General features: G+C 59.4%; 14 protein-coding genes. 4 read left to right on the top strand and 10 right to left on the bottom strand.

Annotated features, from left to right (window positions below):
* Positions 1 to 79: 79 nt before the first annotated feature.
* From MRK42_RS07005 to MRK42_RS07035, 7 genes are all read right to left on the bottom strand, one after another.
* Positions 80 to 1,840, bottom strand: a complete 1,761-nt coding sequence (locus MRK42_RS07005; protein WP_354688973.1) for a DEAD/DEAH box helicase — start codon at positions 1,838 to 1,840, stop codon at positions 80 to 82.
* A 115-nt stretch (positions 1,841 to 1,955) separates the two neighbouring features.
* Positions 1,956 to 2,993, bottom strand: coding sequence for an HlyD family secretion protein (locus tag MRK42_RS07010; RefSeq protein WP_354688974.1), 1,038 nt, complete (start codon positions 2,991 to 2,993; stop codon positions 1,956 to 1,958).
* 3 nt (positions 2,994 to 2,996) lie between these two features.
* Positions 2,997 to 3,335 (bottom strand): DUF3302 domain-containing protein, encoded by a 339-nt coding sequence (locus tag MRK42_RS07015; RefSeq protein WP_026457466.1) that lies wholly within the window; start codon positions 3,333 to 3,335, stop codon positions 2,997 to 2,999.
* 207 nt (positions 3,336 to 3,542) lie between these two features.
* Positions 3,543 to 4,964 (bottom strand): carbon starvation protein A, encoded by a 1,422-nt coding sequence (locus MRK42_RS07020; protein WP_354688975.1) that lies wholly within the window; start codon positions 4,962 to 4,964, stop codon positions 3,543 to 3,545.
* Positions 4,965 to 5,104: 140 nt separating this feature from the next.
* Entirely contained in the window at positions 5,105 to 5,809 is a 705-nt protein-coding gene (gene btsR / locus MRK42_RS07025) for a two-component system response regulator BtsR (RefSeq protein WP_225632992.1), read from the bottom strand.
* A gap of 94 nt (positions 5,810 to 5,903) precedes the next feature.
* Positions 5,904 to 7,574 carry a sensor histidine kinase gene (locus tag MRK42_RS07030; RefSeq protein WP_354688976.1) on the bottom strand — a complete coding sequence of 557 codons (1,671 nt, stop codon included), beginning with the start codon at positions 7,572 to 7,574 and terminating at the stop codon, positions 5,904 to 5,906.
* Between the two features lie 352 nt (positions 7,575 to 7,926).
* Positions 7,927 to 9,171 (bottom strand): HD domain-containing phosphohydrolase, encoded by a 1,245-nt coding sequence (locus MRK42_RS07035; RefSeq protein WP_342009558.1) that lies wholly within the window; start codon positions 9,169 to 9,171, stop codon positions 7,927 to 7,929.
* A gap of 215 nt (positions 9,172 to 9,386) precedes the next feature.
* Between MRK42_RS07035 and MRK42_RS07040 the strand changes: the two genes are divergently transcribed.
* A complete protein-coding gene (locus tag MRK42_RS07040; protein ID WP_042072031.1) occupies positions 9,387 to 11,003 on the top strand; it encodes a phosphoethanolamine--lipid A transferase in 1,617 nt (538 codons plus the stop codon).
* An 83-nt stretch (positions 11,004 to 11,086) separates the two neighbouring features.
* Here the strand turns inward: MRK42_RS07040 and MRK42_RS07045 are convergent, their stop codons facing one another.
* The 3 genes from MRK42_RS07045 to nagB are packed head-to-tail and all read right to left on the bottom strand — an operon-like array spanning position 11,087 to position 14,261.
* On the bottom strand, positions 11,087 to 12,301 hold the full coding sequence (locus tag MRK42_RS07045) for an ROK family protein (RefSeq protein ID WP_042025596.1): 1,215 nt from the start codon (positions 12,299 to 12,301) through the stop codon (positions 11,087 to 11,089).
* A gap of 4 nt (positions 12,302 to 12,305) precedes the next feature.
* Positions 12,306 to 13,451, bottom strand: a complete 1,146-nt coding sequence (gene nagA, locus MRK42_RS07050; protein WP_026457908.1) for an N-acetylglucosamine-6-phosphate deacetylase — start codon at positions 13,449 to 13,451, stop codon at positions 12,306 to 12,308.
* Positions 13,452 to 13,460: 9 nt separating this feature from the next.
* Positions 13,461 to 14,261 (bottom strand): glucosamine-6-phosphate deaminase, encoded by an 801-nt coding sequence (nagB, locus tag MRK42_RS07055; protein ID WP_026457909.1) that lies wholly within the window; start codon positions 14,259 to 14,261, stop codon positions 13,461 to 13,463.
* Positions 14,262 to 14,534: 273 nt separating this feature from the next.
* Here nagB and nagE point away from each other — a divergent pair, with 273 nt between their 5' ends.
* The 3 genes from nagE to glnS all read left to right on the top strand — a co-directional run bounded on the left by nagE (position 14,535) and on the right by glnS (position 20,797).
* Complete coding sequence (gene nagE / locus MRK42_RS07060) at positions 14,535 to 16,013, top strand: N-acetylglucosamine-specific PTS transporter subunit IIBC (protein WP_042025599.1); 1,479 nt, start codon at positions 14,535 to 14,537, stop codon at positions 16,011 to 16,013.
* A gap of 122 nt (positions 16,014 to 16,135) precedes the next feature.
* Positions 16,136 to 18,799, top strand: a complete 2,664-nt coding sequence (locus MRK42_RS07065; protein ID WP_354688977.1) for a beta-N-acetylhexosaminidase — start codon at positions 16,136 to 16,138, stop codon at positions 18,797 to 18,799.
* 336 nt (positions 18,800 to 19,135) lie between these two features.
* Complete coding sequence (gene glnS, locus MRK42_RS07070) at positions 19,136 to 20,797, top strand: glutamine--tRNA ligase (RefSeq protein WP_354688978.1); 1,662 nt, start codon at positions 19,136 to 19,138, stop codon at positions 20,795 to 20,797.
* The last annotated feature ends 87 nt before the right edge of the window (positions 20,798 to 20,884 follow it).

Raw genomic sequence — 20,884 nt, forward strand, 5'->3', positions numbered from 1 at the left:
CAAACTTGATGAAGGGCGTCGGCAGTGGAGTACCGACTCTGATAATCGACGATGTTCATCTGCCGACCGGCGCTCGTCCTCAATAGAGGGCGTTGGCAGTTCGATACCGGCCGTCATAATCAAAAATTTTCTCTTTCACCTGCCAAAACCGTCCTGACTTGCGCGCGATGACGAAATCCGGGTGACGGAACTGGCCGGATGCGGCCAGCACGCTCTCCAGGGTGGCAAATTCGGGCTCCAGTCCCGGGGCGGGCCAATGATGACGCACAAAGCGCTGTTGAAACAAGCGCCGTGCGCCGGTGGAGTGAAAAGCGAAGTATTCGCAGAGGGTGAGGCCATCCTCGTCGTGATAGGTCACCTCCAGTCGTTCCCCCTGTTTGCCACGGCCAGCGGCCAGAGTGAGGCCGGCGCAGCGGATCACCATGCAGTCCTTGAGATTGAGCGCCTCTTTAAGCTTGTCGTCCGGATCCACCAGCAGCTGATCGCAGCACTGGCAGCGGCGGGCGGCGATGTCGTTTTCGGCGCCGCAGGCGGGGCAGATCTTGGCACGAAAGCGGTAGTCACACTCCTCGCGGTGGCCCTCGTCATCTTCAAACAACCCCTGACAGCGGCGGCCGTAGTGCTCGATGACCTTGCCATCTTCGTCAGTCTTGCCCCAGAAGGTGTTGGCAAAGCCGCAGGCGGGGCAGGGCACCTGTACCGGCTCGGTGCCGGCGTGGGGCCTGGGCTCCCCCACCTCGGGGGCAAACAGGTTGAAGTTGTTGCCGGCATAATCGAGCACCAAACAATCGGTTTTGCCCGGTGACAGGCGCAGGCCGCGCCCCACTATCTGCTGGTAGAGCGATACCGACTCGGTGGGTCTGAGCATCACGATAAGATCGACATGGGGGGCGTCAAAGCCGGTGGTGAGCACCGCCACGTTAACCAGAAACTTGAGTTCGCGGGCCTTGAAAGCGCTGATGAGGGCATCGCGTTCCGGCCCCGGGGTTTCGCCTGTGATGAGGGCTGCTTTCTCTCCTTTGGCACCGAGCAGGCCGTGAATCTCGCGGGCGTGTTCGACGGTGGCGGCGAAGATCATCACCCCCTGACGTTCGGCGGCATACTCCAGTACCTGGCTCAGGATATGGGGGGTGACCCGCTCCTGGCGCTTGAGTTCGCCGTTGAGATCCGCCTCGCTGAAGAGGCCATTTTCCCGCGCTACCAGCTTGCTGAAGTCGTAGTGGACTATGGGGGCATCAATCAGGCGCGGCGGGGTCAGGTAGCCGTTTTTCACCATGAAACGCAGGGGCAGCTCGAACACACAGTCGCCAAACAGCCGATCACCGTGGCTGCGCACCATGCCGTGGTAGTGACGCCGGTAAATCCAGCCAAGGCCGAGCCGGTAGGGGGTGGCGGTGAGACCCAGGATCTTGAGCGCCGGATTGGCGGCCTTGAGATGGTCGATCACCTGATGGTACTGGCTCTCGTCATCCAGCGACACCCGGTGGCACTCGTCGATGATAAGCAGGGAGAAGGCGCCATCGAAGGCGTCCAGATTGCGCGCCACCGACTGCACCGAGCCGAACACCACCTGGGCGCTGGCCTCCTTGCGCGACAGTCCGGCGGCGAAGATGTCGGCCTTGAGTCCCCAGGCTTCGTACTTGGCGTGGTTCTGCTCCACCAGCTCCTTGACGTGGGCCAGCACCAGCACCCGGCTGCGGGCTTTTCGCGCCAGCTCGGCGATCACCAGACTCTTGCCGGCCCCGGTGGGCAGCACGATGACGGCGGGATCAGGATGTTTGCGAAAGTGGCTGATGACGGCGTTGACGGCGTCGGTTTGATAGGGTCTGAGAACGAACATGGGGAGACTGGCTGCTGCAAGATGGCGCCATTATAGGGATTCGGTTTTTAAATGTCTGGCTTAAAAACAGAGGGCCGGCAAGTGCGGCCCTCTGGACAGGAGGTGGCAACGAAGCTTAGTGGAAGGGGAACAGGTAGTTGAGCCAGCTCGCCATCCGCAGCAGCACTTTGCGCATGATGGAAACATGGTGGAAGTGGTGGGTGTAGATGGCCGCCTGGCCGCTGGCACCGGCGATCACCTGATACTTGGACCACTCGGGGTCGGTGATCTTGATGGTGACCGGCAAGCGACCCGGGCGCTGGGCCGTGCTCTGGTCAAGCAGACCTGAGTTGGCCTGTACGTTACCGGCGGCGATGGCGGGCACCACGACAGTGACTTCGCCCTTGAAGATCTTGCCGGGAATGCCGTCGATCACCACTTCGGCCTCGTCGCCGACTTCCAGTCGCTGCATGCTGTTTTGCCAGAACCAGCCCACGTAGTAGTTCTCGCTCTGGTGTACGAAGGTCATGACGGGACGATAGAGGTAGGGGGTGGCAATCATGCCCGGACGCAGCGCCAGTTGCAGCACGAAGCCATCGGTGGGGGCAAGCACCACCGTCTGCTCGAGGTCATAACGGGCCTTTTCCAGCTGGGCCTGTACGTCGTTGACCAGGGCCCGCTGCTGATCGAGCTGGGAGACCAGATCGTCGACATTGGCCTGGCTCACGTCGAGATCCCGCTGCTTGCCGATGCCGCGGCGCAGCAGCTCCTGGGCGCGGTCACGATCCAGCCGGGCGGAGCGCAGGCGTGCGTCGATGGACTTGATGTGATCCTGGTTTGACTGCAGGCGGGCCTGCAGGCTGGCAACCTGCTGCTTGAACGGCGTGTCGTCGATACGGAACAGCACGTCCCCCTGTTTGACCTGCTGGTTCGGTTGGACGGGCACCTCCACGACGCGCCCCTTCACCAGCGGCACTATAGGGGTGGAGATATAGTAGTTGCGCGCCATTTCGGAGTAGGGGTGGTTGTAGTTCATCAGCATGATCAAGGTGCCGATGATCAACACGCCCCCGAGTACCGCCGTCGGTACTGTCCACTTGTTGAGCGGGATACGGAAGATTTTGAAGATGGCCACACAGATGGCCGTGTAGGTCAGGATCAGTAGCAGGTCCATGGCTTATCCCTTTTGTTCGCTCTGTTCGATATGGTTGAGGCGGTTTTTCAGCTCGGCCAGCTCCTCCCTGAGGGCGGCGAGTTCCTCTTCATCCTTTGCCAGACGCTTGTTGAAGCCCCAGCCGCGATCGGGGCGGTAGAGGGTTGCCCAGATCCAGAGAAAGGGCCAGAGGACATGGAGGGTGAAGAGACTGACCCAACCGGCGACATGAATGGCGTCCTGATGGGGGTGGTCGCGGTGCTTGGCTATCTCGTAGGGAATATCGTGGATCACGATGATGCCGTAGAAGATGACCAACCCGACAAACACGAGCAGACCGAGTGCAAAGTAATCAAGGGACATGTAGACCTCCGGCGGCTTGAGCACCCATTGATAATTGGTTTTTGTTGCCACTAAAGCAATTAATAATCACATCGTTAACGTGATATCGCCCGCCATGATAATGCGGAAAGCCTGATTTGGGATGGGGTTTTCAAGGAAGGGCGTTAATATTGTTTTCATCAAAAAGGGGGCCGCACGGGCCCCCTTTTGATTCAGGTGTTATTTGCGTCAACTCTCGCTGGTCTGGCTCACCAGTGGCTGGCGGAACTTGATCAGGAAGGTGGCGGTGATCACGGCAGTGGCGACCAGACCGATGATGGTGGAGATACCCATCTCCAGACCAAAACCGATGGGGGCGTTGGCCAGGTAGGTGAACACCACGGCAGTCATGAACATGGCCGGGATGGTGCATACCCAGTGCAGCTTGCCCTCCTTGATGAGGTAGGCGGCAGCGGCCCACAGCATCATGACGGCAGTGGTCTGGTTGGCCCAGCCGAAGTAGCGCCAGATCACCCCGAACTCGGCCTTGGAGATGATGAAACCAAGGACAAACATGGGGATGGCGATCAGCAGACGCTTGGCCATCGGCTTCTGGGTCAGGTTCAGGAAGTCCGCCACGATGAGGCGGGCGCTGCGAAACGCGGTGTCACCCGAGGTGATGGGCAGGATCACCACGCCGAGGATGGCCAGGATACCGCCAACGGTGCCGAGCAGGCTGGTGGAGACTTCGTGTACCACGGCAGAGGGACCGCCGCTTGCCAGGGTGGCGTTGAGCGCTTCTGTGCTGTCGTAGAAGGAGAGACCCAAGGTGCACCAGATGAGTGCGATGATGCCTTCACCGATCATGGCGCCGTAGAAAATGAAGCGGCCGGATTTTTCGTTCTGCATGCAGCGCGCCATCAGCGGGGACTGGGTGGCGTGGAAGCCGGACACAGCACCACAGGCGATGGTGATGAAGAGCAGCGGCCACAGGGGCAGCTCGGTCGGGTGCAGGTTGGAGAAGTCCATCCCTGTGTTGTAGAAGCCCTTGCCGGAGACGATGAGGCCAATGATGAGGCCGACCGACATGAACACCAGCAGTGCGCCGAAGATGGGGTAGAAGCGGCCGATGATCTTGTCGATGGGCACTATGGTCGCCAGGATGTAGTAGGCGAAGATGGCCATGATCCAGTGGACCAGATCGGTGGAGGTCAGGTTGGCCAGCAGGCCCGCCGGGCTCAGCACGAACACCACGCCCACCAGCATCAGCAGCACCACGGCGAACAGGTTCATGAAGTGCTTGGCGGCGTTGCCCAGGTGCTCACCGACCACGGTCGGCACCGAGGCGCCCTTGGCGCGCACCGACAGCATGCCGGAGAAGTAGTCGTGTACCGCACCGGCGAAGATGCAGCCAAACACGATCCACAGCATGGCGACCGGACCATACAGGGCACCCAGGATGGGGCCGAAGATGGGGCCGACGCCGGCGATGTTGAGCAGTTGGACCAGATAGACTTTCTTGTCCGACATGGGGACATAGTCAACCCCGTCCGCCATGGTGATGGCGGGGGTTTTCAGCTCGGGTTTCGGGCCAAATATCCGTTCGATGAATTTGCCGTATACGAAATAGCCGGCTACGAGCAAGCCGACGCATAGGAAGAACCAGACCATTGTTACGCTCCTGCATTGTTATTCTTTGATGTGCATGAGCAGTCTAGCGGGGATGGGCGCTGCCGGCAGTGGAAACGAGGCGAGCGGCGCCATGGCGCTGCGAGTGGTTGGCGCCTGTGATCAGGCGCACACAAACGGCCTTACTCCAGACCCAGCCTATCCTTCAACTCCTTGAGGTAGCGGCGGCTCACCGGCACCCGGGCGCCGCTCGGCGTGACTATTTCCGCCAGCTGGTTTTCCAGCAGCTGGATCTCGAAGATGGCCTCGGGGGCGATCAGATACTGGCGGTGACAACGCAGCAGCGGGCTCTTCTCCTCCAAGGATTTGAGGGTGAGCTGGGTATGGAACAGCTCACCCTGGCAAGCCACATGGACGCCACCGAGATCGGAGAAGGCATACTCCACCTGATTGATGGGCAAGAGGCGCACCCGGTTGTGCAGATAACCCGGAATGTGGTGAATGGCGGGGGCCAGCGTCTCAATCGGTTGCGGGCTGATGTCCTGGCGCAGGCGGGCGATGGTCTTGGCCAGCCGGGCGGGTTCCACCGGTTTGAGCAGGTAGTCGAAGGCGTTCTCCTCAAACGCCTGGATGGCGTACTCGTCGAAGGCGGTGACAAACACGATGCGGGGCAGGGGATCGAGCATGGCCACCAGCTCCATGCCGCTGAGCTTGGGCATCTGGATATCGAGAAACACCACTTGTGGCTTGAGCTGCTGGATAAGCGGCAGCGCCTCGATGGCGTTGGCCGCCGTGCCCAGGATCTCGATGTCGGGATAGCCGGCCAATTGCTGGGCCAGCTCTTCACGGGCGTAGGGCTCGTCATCGACAAGCAGGGCGCGGATCATGATTTCCTCCTATCAAACATGAATGGGTGCATGGGGTCGGCCACAGGGCCGGCGCTATCTCCTGCTGACGCCAGAACAGAGATAACGGCCTGCATCAGGGAGCCACTTTTGGAATGGTGCAGGAGACCCGGGTCCACTGCTCCGGCTCGCACGCAACGCTCACCCCGTAGCGCTCGCCAAAGGCGCTCTTGAGGCGCCTGTCCACTATGGTCATGCCCAGGCCATCGCCGGCCGGCTGGGGTTGCCAGGTGCCGGCGTTGTCCTCGACGTGGATGGTCACGCTGTCGGCGTGCTCCTCGGTATAGAGGCGGATCCGCCCCTGCTCCAGCAGGGTGGAGATGCCGTGCTTGATGGCGTTTTCAATCAGCGGCTGCAGGGTGAAGCTCGGCAGCTGCAGGTTGGCCAGGTGGACCGGGATTTCGTTGATCACCGTCAGGCGATCGCCAAAGCGGGCGAGCTCTATCTCCAGATAGGACTGGCAGTGCTCCTGCTCCTCCTGCAGGGTGCTGAGACCGCTGTGGCGCTTGAGGTTCTTGCGAAAGAACAGGGAGAGGTGCAGCAGCAAATCGCGCGCCTTGTCCGGATCCCGCCGGGTGATGGCGCTGATGGTGTTGAGGGTGTTGAACAGGAAATGGGGGTTGATCTGGGCCTGGATAAGCTTGAGCTCGGACTGCACCAGCAGCCGCTGCTGCTGCTCCAGCCGACCGGCCAGCAACTGCTGCGACAGCAGGTTGGCAATCCCCTCGCCCAGGGTGTGGTTGATCTTGAGGAACAGCCGCTTCTTCGGCTCGTAGAGCTTGATGGTGCCGATCACCCCCTTGTCCCCCTGCAGCGGGATCACCAGCACAGAGCCGAGCTGGCACTGGGGTGAGATGCTGCAGCGGTAGGGCTGGCTGTTGCCATCGGCAAACAGCACCTTGTTCTGGGCGATGGCTTCCATGGTGGTGGCCGAGGTGATGGGAGTACCCGGCTTGTGGTGATCCTCCCCGATCCCGATAAAGGCGAGGATCTTGTCGGTATCCGTGATGGCGACGGCGCCGACCCCGGTCTCTTCCTGAATAATTTTGGCGATTTTGCTGCTCGCCTCCGGGGTGAAGCCCTGGCTCATGATCCCCACGGTGCGGTTGGCGATGTTAAGCGCCTTGGCGGAGAAGACCCGGGAGAACTTCTCGTACATCAGTTGCTGGTCGCGGATCATGCTGATGAAGAGCGCCGCCCCGCAGGAGTTGGCCAGGATCATCGGGGTAGCGATGGTGCGCACCAGCAGCAGCGCCTTGTCGAAGGGGGCGGCCACCAGCAAGATGATGACCATCTGCAGCATTTCGGCGTAAAGGGTGGTGAAGAAGGCAACCTTGGGTTCAAACAGTGCGCCCATCCGGCCGGATCGCATCAAGCGCCAGTGCACCAGACCGCCCAGCAGCCCCTCGCAGGTGGTGGAGATGGCGCAGGCCAGATCGGTAAATCCCCCCAGGGTATAGCGGTGCAATCCCCCGGTCAGTCCCACCAGAAAGCCTACCAGCGGCCCCCCCAGCAGGCCCCCCAGCACGGCGCCGACCGCCCGGGTATTGGCGATGGCATCATCGATATCGAGGCCCACATAGGTGCCAAGGATGCAGAAAGCAGAAAAAATGATGTATATCAGTATTTTGTGTGGAAGCCTGACGGAGTAGTTGGCCAGCGGGCGCAGCAGAGGGCTTTTTGAGAAGAGATAGGCGATCACCAAGCTGACGCTCATCTGTTGCAGCAAGGAGAGAACCAACTGCATAAAAAACGCTCCTCAAGGGAAAGGTTAAAAAACAGCCAGCATCTGAACAAGTGTGATCAGGATCTTGTTCTGGGGGGCCAATTTTGCGACGCGGGCCGCCAGTTTGCCAGAACGTGCGGATAAAACCATATTAAATCAGCATGTTAAATTGATATTTGTGTAAGCGAGCCGGGGTTGCTATTGATGGATGGAGCATAAATCTATCCGCTGGATAGGCTACATGGAGGTAGCATGCTCCGCCCGGCCACTGGCTGGGCGTTTTTTATACATGGCCGGATGGCAACTTTCCGGTGGGTATTCGAGTGATTATTCCGGTTTGTCCAATGAGTTATCCCCAGCTTCTGGGGATAACTCAAAAAGCGAAGTAATAACAGAAGCGGCGAGTCAGATTGAAGAACTGGCGCTGCCCCTCATCCAGATCCTCCTGTCTGATACAGCCCGTGATGGTGCGCTCGTCTTCCCGCAGATCGATCATGGTGACGGCTTCCGGGCGCTGAGCCTTGATATAGGGGAGCAGCTTGGGTTTGAGGGGCATGGTGGGCTCGGTGGAGAGCACCAGCCCTATGCTGTCGTCGGACATTTTGACCAGAGAACCCGGTGGATACACCCCCAGGACCTTGATCAGCAATTTGACCAGATTCTGGTCAAATTTTTTCTGGGACAGCTTGTAGAGCTGGCTGATGGCCTGGCTCGGGGCAGCGGCACTGGCGCTGCTGCGGGGGTGAAGCAGCTCGTCATAATAGTCCACCAGCCCGATGAGACGGGCCAGCGGTGGTATATCCCCTCCCTTGAGCCCCAGTGGATATCCGCTGCCATCGAGTCGCTCGTGATGCAGGTGAGCCACCTGGCGGATCTTGGGTTCGAAGGCGTTGAGCTGGGTCAGCATGTCCAGTCCGTATTGGGGATGCATGTTGAGAAAGTTCTGCTCGGCCTTGTTCAATTCTCCCCGCTTCAAGGTGATCTGGGTCGGCACCTTCAGCTCGCCGATGTCGTGGATAAGCCCCGCCAGCCCCGCCTCTTCCAGTGCGATCGGGTTCATTCCCAGCTCGCGTCCCATCAGCATGGCGATGAAGGCGACGTTGAGGCTGTGCTGCAACAGGACATCGGTATGGGGGCTGCGGATCAGATGCAGGCCGAGGGGGCCTTCGTGTTCGCTCAGACGGGCGGCGGTATTGCGCACCAGCTGGGCGGCGTTGGCCAAGCCTTCGTCAGGTTTGAGGTTGAGGGCGCCCAGGGCGTCGCGAAGCTCCGACATCGACTGGCCAAAGGCCTTGTCGGCGGCGCGCATGGAGCGGCGAAAGGCTTTCTCATCGAAGGGGGGAGGGCCGGAATCTGTCGGCTCTTCTGTGGCATCCAGCTCGTCAAGATCGGGGCCTGCATCCGGCACATCCCCGCGCAGCAGGGGTTCGACGGGGAGATCGCTCTTGTCCGGGTCAACCATCAGGAGGTGGAGATCGAGGTGGCGAATGATGTCGAGTTGCTGCTGGTCTTTGATCTTGAAGGTATTAAACATAAAAGGGTGGTTGGTCCATCCGGTTGGCAGATGGATGAAGTGGCCTACCTTCAACTGTTCTATCGAAACCTGGATCAGTGCCATTGGAACGCCTGCATTTCTTGAATGCCTCTCAAACAAGCTAGCAAAATCCGATGGATAGACAACTAAAAATCCGTTTAGCCCCCCTGGAGAAGGGTCAGGTTGTGACCTCTTTCTCTCTTAATTCACTCTTAAGTTTCGCCGATTAGTCTGACGCCATGGTTTTAGTCAGTTAATCCGGGTCAATCATAGGCTGACCCGTTCGCTAGGAGTTGTTAATGCGTATTGCGCTCGGTGTGCTGAAGGCGAATTTGCTGCTGGTACTGTTTTTTGCGCTGGTGCTGAACTGGCCGATCTTTTTGCATTTCTACAAGGTGCTCAGCGGTCTGGAACATGTCAAAACCGGATTCGTACTCTCCATTCCTCTGGTGTTGGTAGCGGCGCTCAATGCCGTCTTTATTCCCTTTACCTTCCGCTTTATCCTCAAACCCTTCTTTACCCTGCTGATCCTGACCGGCTCCATCGTCAGTTACGCCATGCTCAAATATGGCGTTGTCTTCGATGCCGGCATGATGCAGAACATAGTGGAGACCAACAGTAGGGAAGCCACCTCCTATCTGAACGGGTCGGTCGCACTCTGGTTCCTGCTGACCGGTATACTGCCGACCCTGGGGCTCTGGTCGCTGAAGATCCGCTATCCCGCCACCTGGTACAAGGGACTGGCGCTGCGTGCCGGTTCGCTGGCGCTTTCCCTGCTGGTGGTGGGTAGCATGGCCGCCCTCTATTACCAGGATTACGCCTCGGTCGGGCGCAACAACAAGTCCCTTGGCAAGGAGATAGTGCCCGCCAACTATGTTAACGGGCTCTACAAATATGCCCGTGATGTGGTCTTCGCGACCCCGATCCCCTACCAGCAGATCGGCACCGATGCCAAGCTGATCGCCAAGGATGCTAAGCCGACTCTGATGTTCCTGGTCGTGGGGGAAACGGCGCGCAGCCAGAACTACTCCCTCAACGGTTATGCCAAGGCGACCAACAGCTTTACCGCGAAAGAGGAGGGGATAGTGTCGTTTCGGGATGTGCGCTCCTGCGGCACGGCGACGGCTGTCTCGGTGCCCTGCATGTTCTCCAACCTGACCCGCCGCGGCTACGATGATCAGCTGGCCGGCTCCCGTGACGGGTTGCTCGATGTGCTGCAACATGCCGGTGTCTCCGTGCTCTGGAAAGAGAACGACGGGGGCTGCAAAGGAGTGTGCCGTAATGTGCCGACCATAGAAATCGCCCCCAGGGATTATCCGGCCCTTTGCAAGGGTGGCTCCTGCTATGACGAGGTGTTGCTGGAAGGACTGGATCAGCAGATCGCCGCCATGAAGGGCAACAAGCTGGTGGCGTTTCACCTGATGGGCAGCCATGGACCGACTTATTTCCGTCGCTATCCCGCCAGCGAGCGTACCTTCGTGCCGGACTGCCCGCGCAGCGACATCGAAAACTGCACCAATGAAGAGCTGGTGAACACCTATGACAACACCATCCGCTACACCGACAAGGTGGTGGCCCGGCTCATCGACAAGCTGAAATCTTTGGAGAGTCAGTACAACGTAGGGTTGGTCTACCTCTCGGATCATGGCGAATCCCTCGGTGCCATGGGCCTCTATCTGCACGGTACGCCCTACAAGTTCGCGCCGGATGATCAGACCCGGGTGCCGCTGCTGACCTGGTTTTCTCCCCAGTTGCAGACGGATCGCCAGCTGAACATGGATTGTCTGCAGCAGGAGGCGGGCAGCAAGCGCTTCTCCCACGACAACTTGTTCCACTCGATGCTGGGGATCATGGATGTACAGACCAAGGTCTACAACGGAGCGCTGGACCTGTTCAAACCATGCCGGGCGGGGTAGGAGCCTAACTCCAGGCAAATAAGCAAAACAAAACGGCAGCCCGAGGGCTGCCGTTTGTCATTATGTACCTTGCGTCGCCAGTGCTACTTCTGTTCCATGATGATCTGCAGCAGATCCCCTTCCAGCAGGGCCCGTTTCACCAGGGCAAAGCCGCCGATGGTGGGTTGGTTCTGGAACCGTGCCTTCACGATGGGCAGACCACGGTGGAAGCTTGGCAGCGACTGGTGTTCGACACAGCGGCGGATGGCCGGGAACAGGATCTCTTCGGCGGCGGTGATTTCGCCGGCGATCAGCACCTTCTGCGGGTTGAACAGGTTGACCGTGATGGCCACCGCCCGTCCCAGATGCTCCCCCACGTTCTCGATCACGCTGTGAGCCAGTTCATCCCCCGCTTGCGCAGCCTTGCACACCTCCTGGATGGTGATGTGTTTTTCTTGCAGCGAGCTCTGGTGGCCACGGCTGATGAGCTCCTTCACCTTGTCGACGATGGCCTCGTTGGAGGCAATGGTCTCGAGGCAGCCGAAGTTGCCGCAGTGGCAGCGTTTGCCGAGGGGTTCGACCTGGATGTGGCCGATCTCGCCCACGTTGCGGTTCTGGCCTAAGAACACCTGCCCCTTGGTGATGATCCCCGACCCCGTCCCCTGGTGCACGCTCACCAGGATCGAGTCCATGCAGTCGCGGGACTCGCCAAAGAAGTGTTCGGCCAGGGCCAGCGAGCGGGTGTCGTTGCCCACGTAGCAGGGGAGGTTGAAGTGGTTCTCCAGGAGCTTGGCCAACGGCAGGTTGCGGATCTGGTACTTGGGGGTGTAGATGACCATGCCGGATTCGGGATTGACCAGACCCGGCATGGTCAGCGCGATGCTGATGAGATTGCGGCTGCGTTCGCTGTTGGCATCGATAAAGGCGCCAATCTCCCGCAACAGCATGTCGACCACGGGTTGCTGGTCGATCTCGGCCACCTGGGTAATGTGCTGGTCGAGCTCCTTGCCATCGAGATCATAGAGACTCAGGTGCAGGTAGCCACGGCCCAGCTTGGCAGAGACAAATTGAAAGCGATGCTTGATGGTGGTCAGGGAGATGGCACGCCGTCCGCCGGTGGAGGCTTGCGGCGAGGTCTCCTTGATCAGGCCATGCTCGATCAGTTGCCGGGTGATCTTGGTCACGCTGGCCGGGGCCAGGTGACTCAGTTCGGCAATTTTGACCCGGGAGATGGGCCCTTGCAGGTCGATGAGCCGATACACGGCCGCACTGTTGACCTGCTTGATAAGATCTACGTTTGCTATTTGTCCGCCAGTCATGATGTCACTGTTGTGTGTAGTGTCCGTTAACCACGGTCCCGCGGACCGTGAAGTCCTGATCGAATACAGTGAGGTTGGCAATCTTGCCGACCTGGATACTACCGAGACGTGAGTCCCATCCAATGGCGCGAGCCGGGTAGAGGCTGGCCATTCTCAGTGCTTCATCAAGCGGTAATCCGACCTGTTTGACCAGATTCTCCACCCCTTCAATCATGGTGAGGGAAGAGCCGCCGAGTGTACCATTCTCGTCAATGCACTGACCATCGCGTAAAAACACGGTCGTGCCACAAAAATCAAATTTCTCAAAGCCTTCCGGCGCCCCTGCCGCCGCGGTGGCATCGGTGACCAGCACCAGGCGCTCGCCGAGGATCTTGTGGGCCAGGCGCACGTTGGCGTAGTGCACGTGGTGACCGTCGACGATGACGCCGGTGTAGACATCCTTGCGATCGTAGATGGCACCGACCACGCCAGGCTCGCGGCCGTTCAGGGTCGGGGTCATGGCGTTGTAGAGGTGGGTGGCAAAGCGGATGCCATTGTCAAAGCCCGCCATCGCCTGATCGTAACTGGCGGCGGTGTGGCCGGCGGAGACCAGGATGCCGGCTTCCACCAGACGGCGGATATGGGCCGGATCGTTGCGCTCGGGGGCCAGGGTGATCTTGGCGATGGCATCCGCGTTGGCACAGAAGAAGTCGATCATCTCGTCCGCCGGCTGGCGGATCTGGGCGGCAGGGTGGATCCCCTTGCGCTTGAGATTGGTGTAAGGGCCTTCCAGATGTACCCCCAGCACCTCGTTGGGGTGCGCCGCCATGTAGTCGCGAGTGACGGCGACGGCCTGCTTCATGTCTGCATCCGGACTGGTGATCAGGGTCGGCAGGAAGCTGGTGGTACCGGATTTGAGGTTGGCCGCCTGCATGATGGCCAGGGTCTCCACCTTGATGTCGGTGTTGAACATCACGCCGCCACAGCCGTTGAGCTGGACGTCGATGAAACCGGCGGTCAGGTTGGCGCCTTCAAGATCGAATCGCTCGATCCCCTCGGGCAACTCATCCAGATGGGAAATGGCGACAATCTTGTCGCCCTCGATGACGACCCCGTAACCGGTCAGCACACAGCTGCCGGTGTAGAGGGTGCAGTTGGTCAATGCGTACATGTTCACTCCTTACAGGCGGCCGATGTTGGCGGCTTCCAGCTGCTGGAAGTAACGCACCGTCTTGACCTTGAGCTCCATGGTGGAGGGCTCGTCACATACCATCATGCCTTTCGGGTGCAGTTGCAGGGTGGAGATGGTCCACATGTGGTTGACGCTGCCTTCCACGGCGGCCTGCAGGGCCAGCGCCTTGCTGTGGCCGGTCACCAGGATCATGATCTCTTCGGCATCCATCAGGGTACCGACGCCCACGGTCAGGGCCAGCTTGGGCACCTGCTCGGTGTCGCCGCCGAAGAAGCGGGAGTTGGCGATGCGGGTGTCTTCGGTCAGGGTCTTGACCCGGGTGCGGGAGGAGAGGGAGGAGGCCGGCTCGTTGAACGCGATGTGGCCGTCATTGCCCACGCCGCCCATGAACAGGTGGATCTTGCCGTAGGACTTGATCTTGTCCTCGTAACGCTTGCACTCGGCTACCAGATCCTCGGCGTTGCCGTTGAGGATGTTGATGTTTTCCGGGCGAATGTCCACGTGGTTGAAGAAGTTGTTGTACATGAAGCTGTGGTAGCTCTCCGGATGATCTTCCGGCAGGCCCACGTACTCGTCCATGTTGAAGGTGACCACGTGCTCGAAGCTCACTTCACCGGCCTTGTGCAGTTCGATCAAGCGCTTGTAGGTGTTGAGCGGGGTGCCGCCGGTGGGCAGACCGAGCACGAAGGGACGATCAGCGGTCGGCTTGAACGCATTGATACGGTCAACGATGTAACGGGCTGACCAGAGGCCGACTTGGCTGGCAGATTTCAACGGGATCAGACGCATGTTGGATTCCTCGGTGTCGGTTTGCGACCGCTTGGACGGTGGCAATGGGCTAAGATGGATTCAAGTTGTTTTATAGCGTAAATAAAGATTGCGAACTAAGCCACATCTATCCGCGACCTTTATCTTGTTTGGGTGATAATGATCACGATTATCGGTTTATTAATTTGCGCAGCGAAATAAAACCCCTAGACTGCCAATCAAGCCTTGATGGCTTATGCGTCAAACGTGATAAGCACTTAATTTCTAGAAATACATTAACTAAGGAGAGGAACCGTGAACATTCTCGGTTATTTACAAAAGATCGGCCGTGCCCTGATGGTGCCGGTAGCGGTGTTGCCTGCCGCTGCGATCCTGATGGGGGTTGGCTACTGGATTGACCCGAATGGTTGGGGTGGTGACAGCGCGCTGGCTGCCTTCCTGATCAAGGCAGGCGCCGCCATTATCGACAACATGTCCGTGCTGTTTGCGGTCGGTGTCGCCTATGGTATGTCCAAGGATAAAGACGGTTCTGCCGCACTGGCCGGTCTGGTCGGTTTCCTGGTAGTGACCACCCTGCTGAGCCCGGGCGCGGTTGCCCAGATCAAGAGCATCCCGCTGGAAGAAGTTCCGGCCGCGTTTGGCAAGATCAACAACCAGTTCGTGGGTATCCTGTGTGGTGTCATCGCCGCTGAGCTGTATAACCGCTTCAGCAGCGTCGAGCTGCACAAGGCACTCTCCTTCTTCTCCGGCCGTCGTCTGGTACCGATCGTGACCTCAGTGGTGATGATCATCGTATCCTTCATCCTGATGGCCGTATGGCCTGCCATCTATGGCGGTCTGGTCGGTTTCGGTGAGTCCATCGTGAGCCTGGGCTCCACTGGCGCCGGTATCTACGCCTTCTTTAACCGTCTGCTGATCCCGATCGGTCTGCACCATGCCCTGAACTCCGTGTTCTGGTTCAACGTGGCCGGTATCAACGACATCCCGAACTTCCTGGGTGGTCAGGCTACCATCGATGCCGCGCTGGCCGCTGGCAAGAGCCTGGATCAGGTGAAAGGCGTGGTCGGTATGTACCAGGCTGGCTTCTTCCCCATCATGATGTTCGGTCTGCCGGGTGCCGCGCTGGCCATCTACCACTCCGCCAAGAAAGAAAACAAAGAGAAAGTTGCGTCCATCATGATCGCCGCCGCTTTCGCCTCCTTCTTCACTGGCGTAACCGAGCCGCTCGAGTTCTCCTTCATGTTCGTGGCACCGGTGCTGTATGTCATCCACGCCGTGCTGACCGGTATCTCCGTGTTCATCGCCGCCTCCATGCACTGGATGGCCGGTTTCGGCTTCAGTGCCGGCCTGGTGGATATGGTGCTCTCCAGCCGCAACCCGCTGGCAACCAACTGGTACATGCTGATTGCCCAGGGTCTGGTGTTCTTCGGTCTGTACTACGTGGTCTTCCGCGCCGTCATCGCCAAGCTGAACCTGAAGACCCCGGGTCGTGAAGAGGAAGAGGAGAGCGCTCCGGCGGTTGCTCAGACTACCGACCGTACCGAACTGGCCAAGCAGTACCTGGAAGTGCTGGGTGGTCATGACAACCTGGTCACCATCGATGCCTGCATCACCCGTCTGCGTCTGACCCTGAAAGATCGCAGCATCGTGGATGAGCGCAAGCTCAAAGCCCTGGGCGCGGCCGGTGTGGTCAAGCTCGGTGAGCAGAACCTGCAGGTGATTCTGGGCCCATTGGCCGAAATCATCGCCGGTGAAATGAAGGCCCTGCGTTAATCGGGCGCCAAGCTCGCCTCAAGTCTAAGTCCATTGTTGACATAACTAAGGGCCCCGCTTAGGGGCCCAATATAAAAAAAGCCAAGAAATTCCAACCTTTACTTCAAATGAGAGCAGCAGTTATGAACTTGAAACATTCTCTGTTAGCCATTGCCATGTCTACCGTTTTTGCCACCCAGGTACAGGCAGCCGATGCCGCCAAGCAAGCCGTGGTCGACTCCCTCGCCAATAACCTGGTGGTCAAGTATGAAGTGGTCACCAACGACGGTGCCGGTGCCGGTCTCGATTGCCAGGCGCTGGGCTCCGAGTGGGCAAGCTGTGGCGTTGCCAAGCTGCACCTGACCAACACCGGTGCCGATGTGACCTCCAAGGACTGGAGCCTCTATGTCTCCTCCATCCGCCGCATCCAGCGGGTGGACAACGACCAGTTCACCATTACCCACCTCACTGGCGACCTCTATCGTTTGACGCCGACCGAGAAGTTCCAGGGGTTTGCCAAGGATGCGACCGTGGAAGTGCCGCTGGTCGTGGAGTACTGGGTATTGTTCGAATCTGACATCATGCCGAACTGGTATGTGGCCAGCGAAGGGGCCGAGCCGAAAGTGCTGGCCAGCATGAGCAACATCGACGATGCCACCACCTACGAGAAGCCGATGCCGGCCGATGGCTGGAAGCGCACCAAGGATGACAACAACATCCTGATGAACAGCGAGACCCGTTTTGCTGCCAACCAGACCAGCACCCTGCTGCCGGCGGGCAAGATCGACAACCAGATCCTGCCGACCCCGATGAAGCAGGTGGTGAAAGCCGGTCCGCAGGTCGACTTCTCCACCATCAAGCTCAATGCCCTGGATCTGCCGACCGATCGCGCCGAGACCCTGAAGGCTCAACTGACCAAGCTGGGTGTTACCCTCTCCGACACCGGCTATCCAGTGACCATCAAACTTGGCAGCAAGGTCAAGCAGGCCGAAGGCTACGACATGACCATCGGCCAGAAGGGCACCGTCATCCAGGGCCATGACATTGCGGGTGCCTTCTGGGGCGCGCAATCCCTGGTATCCCTGCTGAGCGTCGATGACAAGCTGGTCTCTCCGATGAGTGTCGAGGATGCGCCGCGCTTCGAATACCGTGGCATGCAGACCGACGTGGCCCGTCACTTCCGCAGCCTGGACACCATGAAGAAGCTGGTTGACCAGATGTCCGCCACCAAGCTCAACGTGCTGCACCTGGGTCTGACCAACGATGAAGGCTGGCGTATCGAGATCCCGGGCCTGCCGGAGTTGACCGATGTCGGCAGCAAGCGTTGCCACGATCTCTCCGAAACTCAGTGCCTGCTGCCGCAGCTCGGCTCCGGCCCCACCAGCGACAACATGGGCACCGGTTTCTACAGCAAGGCTGACTACGTCGAGCTGGTGCGTTATGCCAAGGCTCGCGGCGTGACCGTGATCCCCGAGATCAACATGCCGGCCCACGCCCGTGCCGCCGTGGTCTCCATGGAAGCGCGCTACAAGCGTCTGATGGCAGAAGGCAAAGAGGCCGAGGCGAACCAGTTCCGTCTGACTGACCCGGCTGATACCTCCAACGTCACCTCGGTGCAGTTCTACGACAAGATGTCCTTCATCAACCCCTGCCAGCCGGGTGCCGCCACCTTCGTGGCCAAGGTGATGGATGAAGTGGCCAAGATGCACGAGGCCGCAGGCCAGCCGCTGACCGCCTGGCACTACGGTGGTGACGAGGCGAAGAACATCATGCTGGGCGGTGGTTATCAAGACCCGAACGTCACCAAACCGGAAGAGCTGGTGGGTTGGCGCGGCAATACCGACTGGAGCAAGCAGGACAAGCCGTTTGGCAAGTCCCCCATGTGCCAGAAGATGATCGAGGATGGCAAGATCAAGGACGTGGCCGAGCTGCCGGTCTACTTCGCCAAGGAAGTGAGCGAGATGGTCAAGGGCCACGGCTTCTCCACCCTGCAGGCGTGGGAAGATGGTCTTAAGTACGCCAAGGATGCCAGCGTGTTCGCCACCGACAAGACCCGTGTCAACTTCTGGGAGACCCTCTACTGGGGTGGCTTCAACGAAGCGATGAAGTGGGCTCACAACGGTTATGACGTGGTGCTCTCCAACCCGGATTACCTCTACTTCGACTTCCCGAACGAGGTGCACCCGGCCGAGCGTGGCTACTACTGGGCAACCCGTTTCAACGACACCCGCAAGGTGTTCGCCTTCGCCCCGGAAAACCTGCCGCAGAACGCCGAGACCTCGGTTGACCGCGACGGCAACGCCTTCGTGGCCAAGGGTGACCAGGAGCCGGTCAAGTTCAAGGGCATCTCCGGTCAGCAGTGGAGCGAAACCGTGCGCACCGACGCCCAGTATGAATACATGGTTTACCCCCGTGTCTTCTCCGTGGCCGAGCGTGCCTGGCACAAGGGCGGCTTCGAGCTGGATTACGTGAAGGGCCGCGAGTTCTCCGGTGAGACCAAGCACGTCAACAAGGCCACTCTGAACAAAGAGTGGAACCAGTTCGCCAACCTGCTGGGTCAGCGCGTACTGCCCAAGCTCGACCAGGCCGGTGTCGAATACCGCCTCTCCGTACCGGGTGCCAAGGTGGTGAACGGTGTGCTGGAAGCGAATGTGGATCTGCCGGGCCTGCCCATTCAGTACAGCCTGGACGGCACCACCTGGACTGCCTACGACGCCGCGGCCAAGCCGAGCGTGACTGGCAAGGTCTACCTGCGCACCGTCAGCTTCGATGGCAAGCGTACCAGCCGTGTGACCGAGCTGAACTGATAGCGCTCAATCCATAACGCAAGGTGGGTCGCAAGACCCGCCTTTCCCAAGAGCGGTGGTCATCGGTCTTGGGAAAGGTTGACTATGCGTGTGAGCCTTTGTTGTGTGTATTGTCTGTTTTTCATCACCTTCTGCCCCGCCTCGTGCGGGGCTTTTTTTGTGCTTTTTGCTGGAGTTCTTCCCTTGGGCGCTATTTTTGGCGCGTCAATGGCATGGAACGGCCAAATTCAGGTTGAGGCAGGGCGCGTAATGAGGGATCATATCCGGCTTGACGGCGGGGGGATGAGGGTGCCAGCCGGCACAACTTCCGCCAGTGACGCTTTTTTGAGGTGAGCCATGAGTCAGGCGAACAGCCCAACTAACTTTATCCGTCAGATCATTGATGAGGATCTGGCCAGTGGTAAGCACACCAGCGTGCATACCCGTTTTCCGCCCGAGCCGAACGGTTATCTTCACATCGGCCACGCCAAGTCCATCTGCCTGAACTTCGGCATCGCCCGTGACTACCAGGGCCAGTGCAACCTGCGTTTCGATGACACCAACCCGGTCAAAGAAGACATCGAGTATGTCGAGTCCATCAAGCAGGACGTGCAGTGGCTGGGCTTCCAGTGGAATGGCGAGATCTGCTACTCCTCCGACTATTTCGACAAGCTGCACGGCTACGCCGTTGAGCTTATCGAAAAAGGGCTGGCCTATGTGGACGAGCTGACCCCCGAGCAGATGCGCGAATACCGCGGCACCCTGACCGCCCCGGGCAAGAACAGCCCGTTCCGCGATCGCTCCGTGGAAGAGAACCTGGCGCTGTTCGAGAAGATGAAGAATGGCGAGTTTGCCGAAGGCACCGCCTGCCTGCGCGCCAAGATCGACATGGCCTCTCCTTTCATGGTGATGCGTGACCCCGTCATCTATCGCATCAAGTTTGCCCACCACCACCAGACCGGTGACAAGTGGTGCATCTATCCGATGTACGACTTCACCCACTGCATCTCGGACGCCCTGGAGGGGATCACCCACTCCATCTGTACCCTGGAGTTCCAGGACAACCGTCGTCTGTATGACTGGGTGCTGGACAACATCACTATCGACTGCCACCCGCGCCAGTACGAGTTCTCCCGTCTGAACCTCGAATACACCGTCATGTCCAAGCGCAAGCTGAACCTGCTGGTGACCGAGAAGCACGTGGATGGTTGGGATGATCCGCGCATGCTGACCGTCTCCGGTCTGCGCCGCCGTGGCTATACCCCGGCCTCCATCCGCGAGTTTTGCAAGCGCATCGGTGTGACCAAGCAGGACAACATCGTCGAGATGAGCATGCTGGAAGCCTGCATCCGTGAAGATCTCAACGAGAATGCCCCGCGCGCCATGGCCGTGCTGAATCCGGTGAAGGTCGTCATCGAGAACCTGGCGGCCGACGAAGTGCTGACCGCGCCGGCTCACCCGAGCAAGGCCGAGATGGGCACCCGTACGCTTCCCTTCACCCGCGAGATCTTCATCGACGAGGCTGACTTCAAAGAGGAAGCCAACAAGCAGTTCAAGCGTCTGGTGCTGGGCAAGGAAGTGCGTCTGCGCAACGCCTATGTCATCAAGGCCGAGCGGGTCGAGAAGGATGCCGACGGCAAGGTCACCTGCATCTACTGCAGCTACGACGCCGACACCCTGGGCAAGGATCCGGCCGATGGCCGCAAGGTGAAAGGGGTGATCCACTGGGTCAGCGCTACTCACTCCCTGCCTGCCGAAGTGCGTCTCTATGACCGCCTGTTCAAGGTACCAAATCCGGGTGCCGAAGAGGACTTCGAAGCCGCACTCAACCCGGACTCTCTGGTGATCGTTCAGGGTGCCCGCGTCGAGGCTTCCCTCAAGAACGCCCAGCCGGAGCAGGCTTACCAGTTTGAGCGCGAAGGCTACTTCTGCGCCGACAACAAGCTCTCCAGCCCGGAGCACCTGGTGTTCAACCGCACCGTGGCCCTGCGCGACTCCTGGGGCAAGGTAGAAGGCTAAGCGAGCAGGGCAGGGGAAACCCTGCCCTCTGTTTGGCAATCAACGTTGCCCAGGACAATAAAAAAGCCAGCATCAGCTGGCTTTTTT

This window comes from Aeromonas sp. 19NY04SH05-1 (assembly GCF_040581895.1).
In the GTDB taxonomy this organism is placed as follows: Bacteria; Pseudomonadota; Gammaproteobacteria; order Enterobacterales; family Aeromonadaceae; genus Aeromonas; species Aeromonas enteropelogenes.

Coding starts and splice junctions, on each gene's coding strand:
- MRK42_RS07005 (WP_354688973.1), bottom strand. CDS start 1,840: ATGTTCGTTCTCAGACCCTATCAAACCGACGCCGTCAACGCCGTCATC.
- MRK42_RS07010 (WP_354688974.1), bottom strand. CDS start 2,993: ATGGACCTGCTACTGATCCTGACCTACACGGCCATCTGTGTGGCCATC.
- MRK42_RS07015 (WP_026457466.1), bottom strand. CDS start 3,335: ATGTCCCTTGATTACTTTGCACTCGGTCTGCTCGTGTTTGTCGGGTTG.
- MRK42_RS07020 (WP_354688975.1), bottom strand. CDS start 4,964: ATGGTCTGGTTCTTCCTATGCGTCGGCTTGCTCGTAGCCGGCTATTTC.
- btsR (WP_225632992.1), bottom strand. CDS start 5,809: ATGATCCGCGCCCTGCTTGTCGATGACGAGCCCTACGCCCGTGAAGAG.
- MRK42_RS07030 (WP_354688976.1), bottom strand. CDS start 7,574: ATGCAGTTGGTTCTCTCCTTGCTGCAACAGATGAGCGTCAGCTTGGTG.
- MRK42_RS07035 (WP_342009558.1), bottom strand. CDS start 9,171: ATGGCACTGATCCAGGTTTCGATAGAACAGTTGAAGGTAGGCCACTTC.
- MRK42_RS07040 (WP_042072031.1), top strand. CDS start 9,387: ATGCGTATTGCGCTCGGTGTGCTGAAGGCGAATTTGCTGCTGGTACTG.
- MRK42_RS07045 (WP_042025596.1), bottom strand. CDS start 12,301: ATGACTGGCGGACAAATAGCAAACGTAGATCTTATCAAGCAGGTCAAC.
- nagA (WP_026457908.1), bottom strand. CDS start 13,451: ATGTACGCATTGACCAACTGCACCCTCTACACCGGCAGCTGTGTGCTG.
- nagB (WP_026457909.1), bottom strand. CDS start 14,261: ATGCGTCTGATCCCGTTGAAATCTGCCAGCCAAGTCGGCCTCTGGTCA.
- MRK42_RS07065 (WP_354688977.1), top strand. CDS start 16,136: ATGAACTTGAAACATTCTCTGTTAGCCATTGCCATGTCTACCGTTTTT.
- glnS (WP_354688978.1), top strand. CDS start 19,136: ATGAGTCAGGCGAACAGCCCAACTAACTTTATCCGTCAGATCATTGAT.